Raw genomic sequence first — 14,318 nt, 5'->3', positions numbered from 1 at the left:
AAGTTTATAATAACATAAAAAAGAAGGGTCTGAACGTATTCATTCAGACCCTTCCTCTTTTAATCTTCCATCGTCGATAAGTCACCTGTTGGTAAGTTTAACTCCCACGCTTTTAATACGCGGCGCATAATTTTGCCACTTCTCGTTTTCGGTAATTTATCTCTAAATTCAATTTGTCTTGGCGCTGCATGAGCTGCTAGACCTTTTTTCACAAATTGACGAATCTCTTCTTTTAATTCATCAGATGGTTCGTATCCTGCACGAAGCGCGATAAATGCTTTAATGATTTCCCCGCGCACTGGATCAGGAATACCAATTACACCAGCTTCTGCAACAGCAGCGTGCTCGATTAATTTACTTTCTACTTCAAATGGACCAACGCGCTCACCTGACGTCATAATTACATCGTCAATACGTCCTTGGAACCAGAAGTATCCGTCTTCATCCATATAAGCTGAATCACCTGATACGTACCAATCTCCTGGCATAAAGTAAGATTCATATTTTTGCTGGTTATTCCAGATTCCACGCATCATAGCTGGCCAACCTTTACCAATTGCTAAGTTACCCATTGTGTATGGAGGAACTTCATTTCCTTCATTATCAACAATCGCTGCTTTCACACCTGGAATTGGTTTACCCATTGAACCTGGACGGATTTCCATACAAGGGTAGTTACAAATAACTTGTCCACCTGTTTCTGTCATCCACCACGTATCATGAATACGAAGTCCAAATGCATTCATACCCCAGCGAATTACTTCTGGATTTAACGGTTCACCAACGCTTAATACGTGACGAACTTGTGATAAATCATATTTTTTAATTGCTTCTTGTCCAGCTCCCATTAACATCCGGAACGCTGTTGGTGCGCTATACCAAACTGTTACACCGTAATCTTGTAACGCTTCGTACCACGCTTCTGGACTAAATCTCCCACCTAAAATAACATTTGATGCCCCTACTAACCACGGTGCGAAAATACCGTAAGCTGTTCCAGTTACCCAGCCTGGGTCAGCTGTACACCAATATACATCATCTTCTTTTAAGTCCAGTACCCATTTTGCAGTTTGATAGTGCTGAACCATTGCGTTTTGTGCATGAAGGACGCCTTTTGGCTTACCAGTAGAGCCAGATGTGTAATGAAGGATTAAACCGTCTTCACGGCCTAACCATTCGATATGTAATTCTTTTGAAGCTTGTTCAAATAAAGGATTGAACGCTACAAGTTTACCGCCTTCTTCTGCATTGTCTCCAACAAGGAAGACAGTTTTTAAAGCTGGTAAATCATTTAATGGTATGCGCTCTAACAATTCAGGAGTTGTAATTAACACCTTTGCTTCGCTATCTTCTAAACGATCGCGAACTGCACCTTCCATAAATGCTTCAAATAACGGTCCAACAATTGCCCCTAATTTCACTGCACCAAGAAGCGCGAAATATAATTCTGGGGAACGTGGCATAAAAATAAAAACGCGATCGCCTTTCTCAACATCGCCATAGTTTTTCAGGACATTTCCTGCTTTATTAGAAAAATCCTTCATTTCCTTAAACGTATATTTCTCTTTTCGCGATCCATCTTGATAATAAAGTGCCACTTTATTCTTTCGATCGGATTTCGCATGCTTATCAATTGCCTCATACGCCATATTCACTCGGCCTGTTTCATTCCAAGTAAAATTTTTATTAACCTCTTCCCAGTTAAAATTCGCGTATGCCTCTTCATAATTCGGCAAATTATTTTCTCCTTTAATGACAGGAAGCGTTTCCACTTTCATACTTTACATCCCCCTCCTATGTATTCTATTATCTATTATAATGATATTATTAAAAATTTTCAGTATATTTGTTGATTTTTAGACAAATTTTTAATGACAAAATTCGATTCACATCGCATATATTATAAAGTACGATATTAATAGATTCACAAACCCTCAAGGTGGTGAGCAATAAATTGATTCATAAAAAAATATATAATGCCAGAAACTTAAAAACAGCGAAAGGCACTTTAATTATTGAAGGTCCTGTCTCTACACATAATCTTGAAATGTATGAATTCCATCCGGACTTAATTGCGTTTCGTCCTGCCGAGCAGCAATATAAAGCAATTGTCGAAATTTCTAAATTACCAGAAGCTCGTCTCATTATTGCTAGACATGACCAAACGATTGTTGGATATGTTACATACTTGTATCCTGATCCGCTCGAGCGATGGTCAGAAGGAAAGATTGAAAACTTAATTGAACTTGGGGCGATTGAAGTTGTCCCAGCCTTTCGCGGTTGCTCTGTCGGAAAAAACTTATTAGAAGTTTCAATGATGGACGATCATATGGAGGATTACATTATATTAACGACTGAATATTATTGGCACTGGGATTTAAAACAAACAGGCTTAAATGTTTGGGAATACCGAAAAGTAATGGAAAAAATGATGAATGCTGGTGGCTTACAATGGATGGCTACAGATGATCCTGAAATTTGTTCACATCCTGCTAACTGTTTAATGGTCCGCATCGGTAAACGTGTTGATACGGATTCTATTCAAGCATTTGATCGTCTACGTTTTCACAATCGTTTTATGTATTAATAAAGGGGGCAACTGGAATGATTGTAGAAGAAATTATGAATCAAGATGTAGTAACCTTGCATCCAAACGATACAATTGAAACAGCAATCCGAACGATACGCACGAAAGGCATTCGGCACATTCCAATTGTCGATCAAAATAATCATGTCGTAGGCATTATTTCTGATCGGGATGTAAGAGATGCCAGTCCGTCTATTTTAGATGAACAAGTTTCACTCGATATGCTGAAGCAACCACTTGAACTTATTATGAAACATCCTGTTATGACTTGCCATCCTCTTGATTTCGTTGAGGAAATTGCTACTTTATTTTTTGAAAATAAAATTGGCTGTCTCCCTGTTACAAAGGCTGGAAAGTTAGTGGGAATCATTTCTGAATCTACGGTACTGCACACGTTAGTGAAATTAACAGGAGCACATCAACCAAGTTCACAAATTGAAATTCAAGTAAAAAATGAACCTGGTATTCTCGGAAAAGTTGTTGCTATTTTTAGTGATTTACAAATAAATATCGTGAGCGTTCTCGTCTACCCAGCAAAAGATGAGAATGATAAAGTACTCGTTTTCCGCATTCAAACGATGAATCCGCTAAAAGTGATTGATGCACTTGAAGCAGAAGGCTATCGTGTTTTATGGCCGAACATAATGGGGATGCAAGCATGAGTAGCGCCTTCATTTATTCGGATGACTTTCGGGGCTATTCATTTAGCCCTGATCATCCTTTTAACCAACTGCGCGTCACACTCACGTATGATTTATTACAAAAGAGCGGTTTTATCTCTCCCTCTCAAGTCATCGCGCCACGGATGGCTACAGATGAAGAGATTGCCTACGTTCATACAGAGGAGTACATAAATGCGGTAAAACGTGCTGGAGAAGGTAAGTTAGAAAAATCAATTGCGATGACATATGGACTCGGAACAGAAGATACACCGATGTTTCCAAATATGCACGAAGCAAGTGCATTACTCGTTGGCGGTACATTAACAGCTGTCGATGCTGTTCTTTCCGGAAAAGTAAAGCACGCCCTCAATTTAGGCGGCGGCTTACATCATGGCTTCCGTGGTAAAGCATCTGGCTTTTGTATTTATAACGATAGCTCTATCGCAATGAAATATATTCAGAAGAAATACGGTTTACGCGTTTTATATATTGATACAGATGCTCATCACGGTGACGGGGTACAATGGTCTTTTTACGACGATCCTAACGTATGCACCATTTCATTACACGAAACTGGGCGTTATTTATTTCCTGGAACTGGCGCAGTAAATGAACGTGGACAAGGAAATGGATATAATTATTCTTTTAACGTTCCACTCGACGCTTTTACAGAAGACGAATCGTTTTTAGATTCATATCGAACAGTTGTAAAAGAAGTGGCAGCATACTTTAAACCGGATATTATTTTAACGCAAAATGGTGCTGATGCACATTATTACGATCCACTTACACACCTTTGCGCAACGATGAACATTTACCGTGAAATACCGAAGCTCGCTCGCGAAATCGCTAACGAATATTGCGACGGTCGCTGGATCGCTGTCGGCGGCGGTGGCTATGACCACTGGCGCGTCGTCCCAAGAGCTTGGGCACTCATTTGGCTCGAAATGAACAACATCCAAAACATCTCAGGTTATCTCCCTCCAGAATGGATTGATGCTTGGAAAGGACAAGCAGAAACCGACCTTCCCCTCACATGGGAAGATCCAGACAACATGTATAAACCTATCCCTCGAAAACCAGAAATTGAAGAAAAGAACGCATTAACTGTAGCGAAATCCCTTGAAATTATTCGGAATAATATGACAAAATCTTTGTACTAAGCAAAAAGGAGGCTCGTTTTGAATAGCCTCCTTTTATTTATTGTCGGTTTTTGTTGGTAAGTCGATATATTTCAAAAATCGCTGATATATTTTATTTAATAATTAACCGGTCCAACTTTTATGAGAAAAGGTCGTGATATTATGTGGAAACAACAAATAATCAACACGAAACGCGGCACATTTGAACTCTTTACAAAAGGAAATGGCGAACCGCTTTGTATTACACATCACTATTCACAATTTAATGAAACTGGCGATTACTTTGCAGATGTTTTCACTTCTACACATCGTGTATTCCTCATTAATTTACGAGACGCTGGTAACTCTGTAAAAGCCAAAGTAGAAAACGAATTAGGTATGATTGAAACGATTCACGACTTAGAAGCAATAAGAGAAGCTTTACAACTTCCAACATGGCATTTCGCTGGTCATTCAACAGGCGGTATGCTTGGACTTTTATATGCCATTACATATCCAACTTCCTTGCAATCATTAGTTATCGTCGGAGCCGCAGCAAGTAACTATACCGAAACACCATTTTGCATTTATCACCCAGCACATCCACAGTTTCATTATATGCAACAACTCATTGAAAACTTAAAAAGCCCTCACCTTACAAGTGAAGAACGGAAAGAACTATCTACTAAGAGAACAAAATTATCATTGTATAAACCAGAAAACTACAACTCTTATTTTGGTAAACCAATTGAAAAAGCAATGTCCGCTAGCCGGATGAATGCTTTTTCCAATGAATATCCATCGTTTGATTTAAGAGAGCATTTACCTTCCATCCAAACAAAGACCCTTATTACATGCGGAAGACACGATGTACAGTGCCCGATTCAGTATTCTATCGAGATGCATAGTGGCATAAGTAATTCTATCTTCATTCCATTTAAGGATAGTAACCATTATCCTTTTTTAGAAGAAGCTACTCAGTTTACTTCTACTACTCAAACATTTTATAAATCATTACGCCAGTACCGTTATTATTGATGAGATCTAAACACTGACAAAAAGCTCAAAGTCTCTATAAGACTATGAGCTTAATTTTCAGAAAAAATATTTCGTACTATATAAAAATAAAAGATAAAAGGAAAAGAGCACCAAACCTACATCAAGCAATACTGACTTTTTATCTCCGTCTTTTAAACCTATCGTAATATTAAAGATGCTTCTAACTATCCAACCTAACACCAAAAATAACCAGCCGAAATGATCATTTGTATAATCTTCATCATAAAACATTTGTATTGCACCAATAATTAATAAAATAATTATAATATTAGTTCCAATCCTTAAGGCCTTGTTTGATTTATTATCTTTTAATGTATCTCCCAAAATGTAGCACGCCCTCTCATGCTCTCCTATGTTTTATTTCTCTTTATATTTTAACATAAATTACCTATTTCCCCCTTTTCAATTCAAATCGCAACTGAAATACACCAATGCACATAAAAAAACCTGTCAATCACTCGACAGGTCCACTACACATTAAACCGATAACCAGCTCCCCATACTGTTTCAATATATTGCGGGTGAGCAGGGTCTCTTTCAATTTTTTCACGTAGCTTTCTTATATGAACAACAACCGTTGCTAAATCGCCAGCTGAGTCTAATCCCCAAATACGTTCAAATAATTGTTCTTTATTTAACACTTGGTTTGGATGCATTACAAAAAAGGTTAATAAATCAAATTCCTTCGTTGTAAACGCAACTTCTTCATTATTTATAAAAACTTTTCTAGCCCGCTGATCAATAGAAATCCCGTGAATGTATAATGTATCACGCTTCTTAACCATATTCCCTGATAATCTTTCATAACGAGAAATATGCGCTTTTACCCTTGCGACTAATTCACTTGGACTAAACGGTTTCGTTATATAATCATCCGCCCCTAAACCGAGTCCACGAATTTTATCTATATCTTCCTTCTTTGCTGAAACAAGTAAAATTGGAATGTCTTTAATAGCACGTATTTGTTTACAAATTTCAAATCCATTCATCTTCGGAAGCATAATATCTAAAATAATTAAGTCATAGTCTTCCTGAAGAGCCATTTGTAGACCTACTTCTCCTGAATGTTCTACATCGACTTGAAAATCACTAATTTCTAAATAATCTCGCTGTAATTCTGCAATACTTATTTCATCTTCTACTAGTAAAATTCTCTTCATTCTACTCACCACATTCCTGTACTTTTTTCAATGAGAAGAAAATACTTGTACCTTCCCCAAGCTTACTTTCCGCCCAAATTTCCCCGCCATGTTCTTCAACAATTTGCTTCGCTATCGCTAAGCCAAGTCCACTTCCACCTGTGCTAGAATTTCGCGATTGCTCTGCACGATAAAACCGCTCAAATATATACGGCAGCGTATCAGCTTCTATACCTGATCCATTGTCCATTACTTTCACAATAACTTTATTGTTATCACTTAATACTGTTACAGTAATTTCCTTCTCTTCTTTATCCATGTATTTCACACTATTATGAATTAAATTTGATATAACTCTATTTATCTTTTCGCAATCGGCCGTTACATATAGTGGTGATGAATGTAATTGTAAATGTACTTCTATACCTTCCTCACTTAAATCCATCTGCATCTCTTCTAATAATTCCTGCATAAACATGTTTAATTCTATCGTTTCAAACTGAAAAGGAACTCGATTCAAATCAAGCTTCGAAAACAAAAAGAGCTCATCAATGAGTGTATCCATATGTTTTGCCTTCGTATGAATGGTCGTTAAATACTTATCCATTTTTTCTGGCGTATTTGCGACTCCATCTTTTATGCCTTCCACATATCCGATAATAGATGTAATCGGTGTTTTTAAATCATGAGATATGTTCGAAATGAGCTCTTTTCGATTTTCTTCATACTGTGTTTGCATCTCTATCGACTCTTTTAATTTCTTTCTCATTTCCTCAAACCCTTGATTTAATTGCCCGATCTCATCATGCGATGTAACTGGAATTTGAAAATCTAAATTTCCTTCTTTAATTCTCCCAGTCGCATCTTTCAATACAAAAATTGGTTTTATCACACTTCTTGAGACGAAATAACTTACTAATCCAATGAGTAACATCGCTAACAGTAAAAGCGCTACAAACAAAATCGGAAATAATTTTTGTGTAAGATCGACAAATGAACTTTGCCTTTTTAGTACAAATATACTCCCTTCTTCATCCCCAGGAAAATAAAAATCAAATTTTACATATCGATAAAATGTGCCATTTAGTTCCGTTGTACCACGACTATTAATATTTGTCTTCTCGAATTTTGGAAGAGCTTTTGTTAAGGCTGAACTTTCAAATTCTTTCGAAGCATATGAAATAGTTTCTCCCTTTCTTACAGCTATTTTCACACCTTCTTCTTCAATTGATGAAACGAACGATTCATCTAATAGTTGCGATTGATGTTGCTTTGCCGCTAATTTCAATTCAAGAAAAGCACTTTCTTCTTCTGCCGTAAGCGGCTTTTGAATGTAAGAACTTTTATAGAAATTTTTCACTGACTGCAAGTCGCCTGTTATTGAAAAAACAATTAAAAATCCTGCGACTAATATAAGCGTAATGGAAACAAGAATCACGGCAATATAAGAAAATAAAAACCTTGTTTTAATAGACATCATTTACATCCTCACTTTACCCATCCTTCATATTCATAAGCATAAAAATATATGTTCAAATACTCAAGCGATTTTATAGTAATTTTAGCGTCAGTTTATAAAAATTTAATCTTCTTATTTTACAGTTGAAATGAGGAGGTTGAAATTCCATGTTCAAAAAAACATTAAGCATGATCTGTTGCGTAATTTTTTTGCAAGGTTGCTCGCAAGAACAAGAAGTTAAAAAGGAGATGACAAACATGGAGACAGCGCTACTAGCAGCTACTGAGAAACAGGAAACAGACACTATTATATCGTTACTCAAAAAAGGGGCTGACATAAATATAACAGACAATAAAGGACGTACTCCTCTTATGATTGCTACATACAAAAATGATATAAAAACTGCAAAAGTGCTTATTGAAGCAGGGGCTGACGTAAATATCCAAGACGATATGAAAAACAATCCCTTTCTATACGCCGGTGCAGAAGGTTACTTCGATATTTTAAAACTAACGATTGATGCCGGCGCAGATCCATCGCTTACGAATCGTTACGGTGGAACAGCCCTTATCCCCGCCTCAGAACATGGCTATATTGATGTTATAAAAGAACTCCTTACCCGAACAAATATCGATGTAAACCATGTAAATAACCTCGGATGGACAGCTTTAATGGAAGCCATCGTACTAAGTAACGGAGATGAAACACAACAACAAGTCATTCGCCTTCTTATTGAACACGGTGCAGATGTAAACATTCCAGACAACGATGGTGTTACACCGCTAGAACATGCTCGCGCTCATAACTTTGAAGAGATAGAGAAGATTTTGTTAGACGGACGTAAATAAAAAGCTATTTTTTGCCTTCCTCCCCCACCCTATGCTACATTTAACCCGTTACATTAATATTAATAGGGTGGGAATAAACATGAACAAACCTAAAATTGGGATGATTGGACTTGGAAGTATTGCACAAAAAGCCTATCTTCCAACACTTACAAAAGAAACAAATTGGGATTTTGTAGGGGCGTTTACACCTAACGCGGAGAAAAGGAAACAAGTTTGCCAGCAATACCGTATTCAAGACTTTCATTCTATTGAAACGTTAGCTTCGGAATGCGATGCAATCTTCGTTCATAGTTCAACTGCTACACATTATGAAATCGTTTCTGAACTTCTGAAAAAAGGAATCGATGTTTATGTTGATAAGCCGCTAGCAGCTACAGTAGAACAAGCTGAGAAACTAGTCGAGTTGAGCGAGAAGTATAACCGAAAGTTAATGGTCGGATTTAATCGCCGATTCGTTCCTATGTACGTTGCTGCCAAAGAGCAAGCTCATGATATTTCATGGATTCGAATTGAAAAGCACCGCACAAATAAGGTGGGGCCATATACGTACGAATTTACTATGTTAGATGATTACTTACATATTGTAGATACTGCTCGCTGGTTAGCTAATGATGAACTTAACGTCGTTCACAATATGATGCAAATCAATGAAAAGAATGAACTTCTTTACGGACATCATACATATACAACTTCAAATGGACTATTACTTTCTACCGCAATGCATCGCCATGCAGGTACAAATTTAGAGCAAATTGAACTTGTAACGACAGGGAAAATCATTCGCGTAAAAAATATGAATACATTTGAAATTGAACAAGAAAACTCCGTTTCACAAAGCGGTTCACCATCATGGGATACAACGTTAAAACAACGTGGCTTTGAAGATGCTGTTCATCATTTTATCGAATGTGTACACGGAAATACAAAGCCTGTTGTAGATGGATTAGAAGGGTTAAAAACACAGCAATTGCTCCAATCTTTACTGCATTCGGCAAACAAAAATTAAAACGGATACATTTTTCAGAATTTACTTTCATTCCCATTTCCTCTTTATTTCTATCACAAATTTCTATAGAATATGTTGATAGGAATTATAAATTTCATAATGAATCGTGGAAAGGATGGGATTGACACATGTGGAACGAGTTTAAAAAATTCGCGTTCAAAGGGAATGTAATTGATTTAGCTGTCGGGGTTGTAATCGGTGCTGCATTCGGTAAAATCGTTAGTTCTTTAGTAAAAGATATCATCACACCATTACTTGGTATGGTATTAGGTGGCGTTGACTTTACAGATTTAAAAATTTCATTCGGTAAATCATCTATTATGTATGGTAACTTCATCCAAACTATTTTTGATTTCTTAATTATTGCAGCTGCTATCTTTATGTTTGTTAAAGTTTTCAATAAACTAACATCTAAAAGAGAAGAAGAGGAAGAAAAGACAGAAGAAATTCCAGAACCAACAAAAGAAGAAGTTCTTCTTGGCGAAATTCGCGACTTACTAAAACAACAAAACTCTTCTAAAGATAGAGCATAATTGAACGGATAAAAGGCATGCCCCTTAGGGACATGCCTTTTTTTATGCTATAACGTTTCCGAATTCATATGAATAAATATAATAATACCTGCAACCATAAGTACCATAATGCTACCTGCAAATAGTGTAATACCAATAAACATTAAACTCGTACTTAAATCTATCGAAATACTTTCAATAAAAATAGAAATTACATACGTGATAAGGGCGATTCCTGCAAGAATACTTCCTGGAACAAATCGCTTTAAGCCATTTTGTTTTAACGTCATATATGCAAAAATAGCGGTCATGCAAAGCGTAATTATCCAAAGAACGATCATCTCTTCTCCCCCCTCACAAGCCTTTTCTTTCTATTATACATGACATTGCCCTATAATAGTTAAATTTGCACTTGTGTGACATATAACAAGGAATCTCCCCCACTGTAGCGAAAGCATTACAACATACACTTACACAATAAGGAGGCTTTCATTTGGAATACACTACCACATGCAATTTGGAGCTAGCCGAAAGATTCGATTATGTTACGATTGACTTAGAAAAACAGTTTTTTTGCATCGACGTTGTAAATTTGCAAAGCAATACAGCTGTACTAAAAATATCAATTAACTTGGAAAAAGATGAAACAATGGTAGAGGGAAATATAATTCAGTACGATACTTTGTACATAGACACATTATTACAAGGATTAAAATGTATTGCTCAAACATGTATTGATCGCAATTTAAGAAACCAAGAAGAACTGCTCGCATTTTTAGAAGAAAATTAGCTCAAAGAAAAAATGGTTATTTTTTCTTTTTATTGATATAATTGTTATATATAAATGTTCTTTGTGAGGGAGTGTTCATAATGATCTGGATTTCACTAATCGTATTAGCCTATTTCATCATTCTCGTTCCAATACAGTATAACTACATTAAAATGCTCAAAGAAAAACAGAAAAAAATGAACGTCTCACAAAATGAACTATACGATAATATGTCTTATGAAGAATCTCAAGTACATTACCATTATCAAAGTAATGTATTTACAATACCAGCCTCACTTGTAGCAAGTATTGTTTATAGAGTAAAACATCAAGCATAAGGAGAACACTCTCATATGTATGCTGTAAAATTATTGTTTGAATCTGTTCATTCAGGTGATCCTCATCCTAGTAAAATGGATGAGCATTATGAAGAGAATCACGATACGCTTTTTGAAGAAAGTATTATTCTCGTTAAAGCAAACAGTTTAGAAGAGGCTCATGAACTAGGGGAAAAGGTAGCTATACAATCTGTAGATACGTACGATAATATGTACGATCAGCAAATAACGTGGAAATTTCGAAAAGTGCTTCATGTTTTCGAGTTAGACGATACGCCATTTGATACAGGAAAAGAATTGTACGCAAGATTTTTACATGTTAAGAAAAATGAAACTGTAGATACAGTAGTAAAAAAATACTACCCTGAATATGAATAAAAGCTCACAGCTATCGCTGTGAGCTTTTTTATTCTTACTTCGTTGAATCTCTAAATTGGATGCGGTGAGGTAAGATAACAGTGTGATCTTCCACTTTTTCTTTGTTCATATACTTTGTTAATAGACGCATTGCTACTGCACCGATATCATACATTGGTTGTACAACTGTTGAAAGCTGCGGGCGTACCATTAATGCAAGGCGTGTGTTATCAAAGCCAAGCACTTCTACATCAGTTGGTACGTTTAATCCAGCGTCTTGTGCTGCGTGGATTACACCTAGTGCCATTTCATCAGAAGATACGAAGATTGCTGTTGGCTTCTCATCCATGCTCCAAAGTTTTTCGAATGCTTCGATACCTGAATCATATGTGTAATCTCCATCGATTGTAAGATTTTCATCATATGAAATACCAGCTTCTTCTAAAGCCTTTTTATAACCTTGTAACTTCTTCGCGCTTCCCGCTTTATCAATGAAAGGACCAGAGACGAAACCGATACGTTTATGTCCTTGCTCAATAAAATGCGTCATTGCATCATAAGCTGCTTGTGTATAATCAATATTTACTGATGGCGTTTCATTTTGCTCATCAAATGATGCTGCTAATACAATCGGTACTGGAGATTTTTTGAATTCTTCAATGTGAACATCTGTAATATCTTCACCCATGAAAACAATCCCGTCCACTTGTTTTCCAAGCATCGTATTTAATAAGTGAAACTCTTTCTCTTTATTTTGATCAGAGTTACTTAAAATGATGTTATATTTGTACATTGTTGCGATATCTTCGATTCCACGAGCAAGTTCTGCATAAAACGTATTTGAGATATCAGGAATAATAACACCCACTGTAGTTGTCTTCTTACTTGCTAGTCCACGTGCTACCGCATTTGGGCGGTATCCTAAACGATCAATTGCTTCTAATACTTTCTTTCTTGTTGTAGGCTTTACATTTGGGTTACCGTTCACAACACGTGATACGGTAGCCATTGAAACATTTGCTTCACGAGCTACATCATAGATTGTTACGTTCATCTCTTCGCACACTCCTTCTATTTATGTTATCTATTTTTATGTATCGGTTCACTTGAATGAAAAAAAGACATCAACTCTATTTGCAGATGCCAACAATCGTCCCGAGTTCTTCCTTTTACTAATGATACGATAAAAACGCAGGCTCATACAATATTTTCCCGCAAAAGTTTCGAAAAAATTCGCTTCTTTTCTCGTATTTTCGTATTTTTTATGCAAAAAAGGGCAATTTTTGTAAAAAGTCTATATAACAACGGCTACATAGACTAAAAAATCTTTTTATAATTTACTTCCGAATGCTTTTAATTCTTTCATAAACTCATTGAATTCTGGAATATCCATTTGTTGTGCTGCATCTGATAATGCAACTGCTGGGTCCGGATGTACTTCAGCCATAATAGCATCAGCACCAATTGCCATTGCCGCTTTTGCAGCTGGTAATAGAAGGTCACGTCGCCCTGTAGAATGTGTTACATCGACAACGACAGGTAAATGTGTTTCTTTCTTTAAAATTGGCACAGCGGAAATATCAAGCGTATTACGCGTTGCTGTTTCATATGTGCGAATACCTCGTTCACATAAAATGATATTACCGTTCCCCTCTGCCATAATATATTCTGCCGCATTAATAAATTCTTCAATTGTTGCGGATAAACCACGCTTTAATAATATCGGCTTATTTACAGCACCGGCTGCTTTTAATAGCTCGAAGTTTTGCATGTTGCGAGCGCCAATTTGAACAACATCAACATAATCTAATGCCATTTCAATATCATTCGGATTTAAAATTTCACTAATAACAGCTAAATCATATTCATCTGCAACTTGGCGTAAAATTTGCAATCCTTCTAATCCAAGACCTTGAAAATCATATGGAGATGTACGAGGCTTGAAAGCACCACCACGCATTAGTTTCAGACCTTGCTCTTTCATTGCTTCTGCAACTTGGCGTACTTGTTCGTAACTTTCTACAGCACATGGTCCCATAATAAAATGTTGATTTCCATCGCCAATTTTCTCTCCATTAATCTCCACAATCGTATCTTCTGCTTTTTTCTTACGAGAAACAAGTAGCGCTTTGCGATGATCGTCTTCTTGTAGTTCTAAACCAGCTTGAAAAATTTGTTTAAAAATATGTTGTAAGGTCGATGTTTCAAATGGACCATTATTATTCTCCGTAATTAAATTCAACATTTCTCTTTCACGTACAGGGTCAAAACGTTTCACACCTTGTACTTCTTTTAAGTTTCCAACCTCTTGTACGAGACGGCCTCTTTCATTCAATAACTCTAATAATTGTAGGTTGATTTGATCGATGCTAGAACGTAATCGATCTAATTCTTGTGATGCCATAAGAAAACCACCTCTTTTAAATTCCTTCATTAACTTTTTTAAGATAATTTATTATAG

The 14,318-nt window shown here is 36.4% G+C and carries 17 protein-coding genes; 10 read left to right on the top strand and 7 right to left on the bottom strand.

The features are described from left to right. Nucleotides 1-59: 59 nt before the first annotated feature. A complete protein-coding gene (gene acsA / locus SJY24_RS06995) occupies nt 60-1,778 on the bottom strand; it encodes an acetate--CoA ligase (RefSeq protein ID WP_363381018.1) in 1,719 nt (572 codons plus the stop codon). Between the two features lie 176 nt (nt 1,779-1,954). Between acsA and acuA the strand changes: the two genes are divergently transcribed. The 4 genes from acuA to SJY24_RS06975 all read left to right on the top strand — a co-directional run bounded on the left by acuA (nt 1,955) and on the right by SJY24_RS06975 (nt 5,408). Next, complete coding sequence (gene acuA, locus SJY24_RS06990) at nt 1,955-2,587, top strand: acetoin utilization protein acetyltransferase AcuA (protein WP_002112293.1); 633 nt, start codon at nt 1,955-1,957, stop codon at nt 2,585-2,587. Between the two features lie 17 nt (nt 2,588-2,604). Continuing rightward, nucleotides 2,605-3,249, top strand: coding sequence for an acetoin utilization AcuB family protein (locus SJY24_RS06985; RefSeq protein WP_000634566.1), 645 nt, complete (start codon nt 2,605-2,607; stop codon nt 3,247-3,249). Then, entirely contained in the window at nt 3,246-4,412 is a 1,167-nt protein-coding gene (gene acuC / locus SJY24_RS06980; protein ID WP_097882801.1) for an acetoin utilization protein AcuC, read from the top strand. The genes SJY24_RS06985 and acuC overlap by 4 nt, the downstream gene beginning before the upstream one ends. Nucleotides 4,413-4,532: 120 nt before the next feature. Next, nucleotides 4,533-5,408, top strand: a complete 876-nt coding sequence (locus SJY24_RS06975; protein ID WP_377864198.1) for an alpha/beta fold hydrolase — start codon at nt 4,533-4,535, stop codon at nt 5,406-5,408. Between the two features lie 57 nt (nt 5,409-5,465). On the opposite strand, the gene SJY24_RS06970 is transcribed toward SJY24_RS06975, so the two are convergent. The 3 genes from SJY24_RS06970 to SJY24_RS06960 form a co-directional block, all read right to left on the bottom strand. Continuing rightward, nucleotides 5,466-5,753: a hypothetical protein gene (locus SJY24_RS06970; RefSeq protein ID WP_377864196.1), complete on the bottom strand. Its 288-nt coding sequence runs from the start codon at nt 5,751-5,753 to the stop codon at nt 5,466-5,468. Between the two features lie 146 nt (nt 5,754-5,899). Further along, on the bottom strand, nt 5,900-6,589 hold the full coding sequence (locus tag SJY24_RS06965; RefSeq protein ID WP_377864194.1) for a response regulator transcription factor: 690 nt from the start codon (nt 6,587-6,589) through the stop codon (nt 5,900-5,902). A gap of 1 nt (nt 6,590) precedes the next feature. Further along, on the bottom strand, nt 6,591-8,045 hold the full coding sequence (locus tag SJY24_RS06960) for a sensor histidine kinase (protein WP_377864192.1): 1,455 nt from the start codon (nt 8,043-8,045) through the stop codon (nt 6,591-6,593). Between the two features lie 149 nt (nt 8,046-8,194). On the opposite strand from SJY24_RS06960, the gene SJY24_RS06955 reads away from it, so the two are divergent. The 3 genes from SJY24_RS06955 (at nt 8,195) to mscL (ending at nt 10,414) form a co-directional block, all read left to right on the top strand. Further along, entirely contained in the window at nt 8,195-8,875 is a 681-nt protein-coding gene (locus SJY24_RS06955; protein WP_377864191.1) for an ankyrin repeat domain-containing protein, read from the top strand. A 79-nt stretch (nt 8,876-8,954) separates the two neighbouring features. Further along, nucleotides 8,955-9,881 carry a Gfo/Idh/MocA family protein gene (locus SJY24_RS06950; protein ID WP_377864190.1) on the top strand — a complete coding sequence of 309 codons (927 nt, stop codon included), beginning with the start codon at nt 8,955-8,957 and terminating at the stop codon, nt 9,879-9,881. A 128-nt stretch (nt 9,882-10,009) separates the two neighbouring features. Beyond that, on the top strand, nt 10,010-10,414 hold the full coding sequence (gene mscL, locus SJY24_RS06945) for a large-conductance mechanosensitive channel protein MscL (RefSeq protein ID WP_097833105.1): 405 nt from the start codon (nt 10,010-10,012) through the stop codon (nt 10,412-10,414). 47 nt (nt 10,415-10,461) lie between these two features. Here mscL and SJY24_RS06940 read toward each other — a convergent pair whose 3' ends face one another. Continuing rightward, a complete protein-coding gene (locus SJY24_RS06940; RefSeq protein ID WP_377864189.1) occupies nt 10,462-10,734 on the bottom strand; it encodes a DUF3917 domain-containing protein in 273 nt (90 codons plus the stop codon). Between the two features lie 152 nt (nt 10,735-10,886). On the opposite strand from SJY24_RS06940, the gene dhp61 reads away from it, so the two are divergent. The 3 genes from dhp61 (at nt 10,887) to SJY24_RS06925 (ending at nt 11,878) form a co-directional block, all read left to right on the top strand. After that, complete coding sequence (gene dhp61 / locus SJY24_RS06935; RefSeq protein ID WP_377864188.1) at nt 10,887-11,183, top strand: protein Dhp61; 297 nt, start codon at nt 10,887-10,889, stop codon at nt 11,181-11,183. An 80-nt stretch (nt 11,184-11,263) separates the two neighbouring features. Continuing rightward, complete coding sequence (locus SJY24_RS06930; RefSeq protein WP_377864187.1) at nt 11,264-11,500, top strand: DUF3949 domain-containing protein; 237 nt, start codon at nt 11,264-11,266, stop codon at nt 11,498-11,500. A 15-nt stretch (nt 11,501-11,515) separates the two neighbouring features. Beyond that, nucleotides 11,516-11,878: a DUF4288 domain-containing protein gene (locus SJY24_RS06925; protein ID WP_377864186.1), complete on the top strand. Its 363-nt coding sequence runs from the start codon at nt 11,516-11,518 to the stop codon at nt 11,876-11,878. Nucleotides 11,879-11,912: 34 nt separating this feature from the next. Here the strand turns inward: SJY24_RS06925 and ccpA are convergent, their stop codons facing one another. Together ccpA and SJY24_RS06915 are read right to left on the bottom strand one after the other, a co-directional pair. Continuing rightward, nucleotides 11,913-12,911 (bottom strand): catabolite control protein A, encoded by a 999-nt coding sequence (gene ccpA / locus SJY24_RS06920; protein ID WP_377864185.1) that lies wholly within the window; start codon nt 12,909-12,911, stop codon nt 11,913-11,915. A 276-nt stretch (nt 12,912-13,187) separates the two neighbouring features. Next, entirely contained in the window at nt 13,188-14,261 is a 1,074-nt protein-coding gene (locus tag SJY24_RS06915; RefSeq protein ID WP_377864184.1) for a bifunctional 3-deoxy-7-phosphoheptulonate synthase/chorismate mutase, read from the bottom strand. Nucleotides 14,262-14,318: the final 57 nt, after the last annotated feature.

The organism is Bacillus sp. R86525 (assembly GCF_042466195.1).
GTDB classification, from domain to species: Bacteria; Bacillota; Bacilli; order Bacillales; family Bacillaceae_G; genus Bacillus_A; species Bacillus_A nitratireducens.
This window is presented reverse-complemented; position numbering and strand designations above follow the sequence as displayed.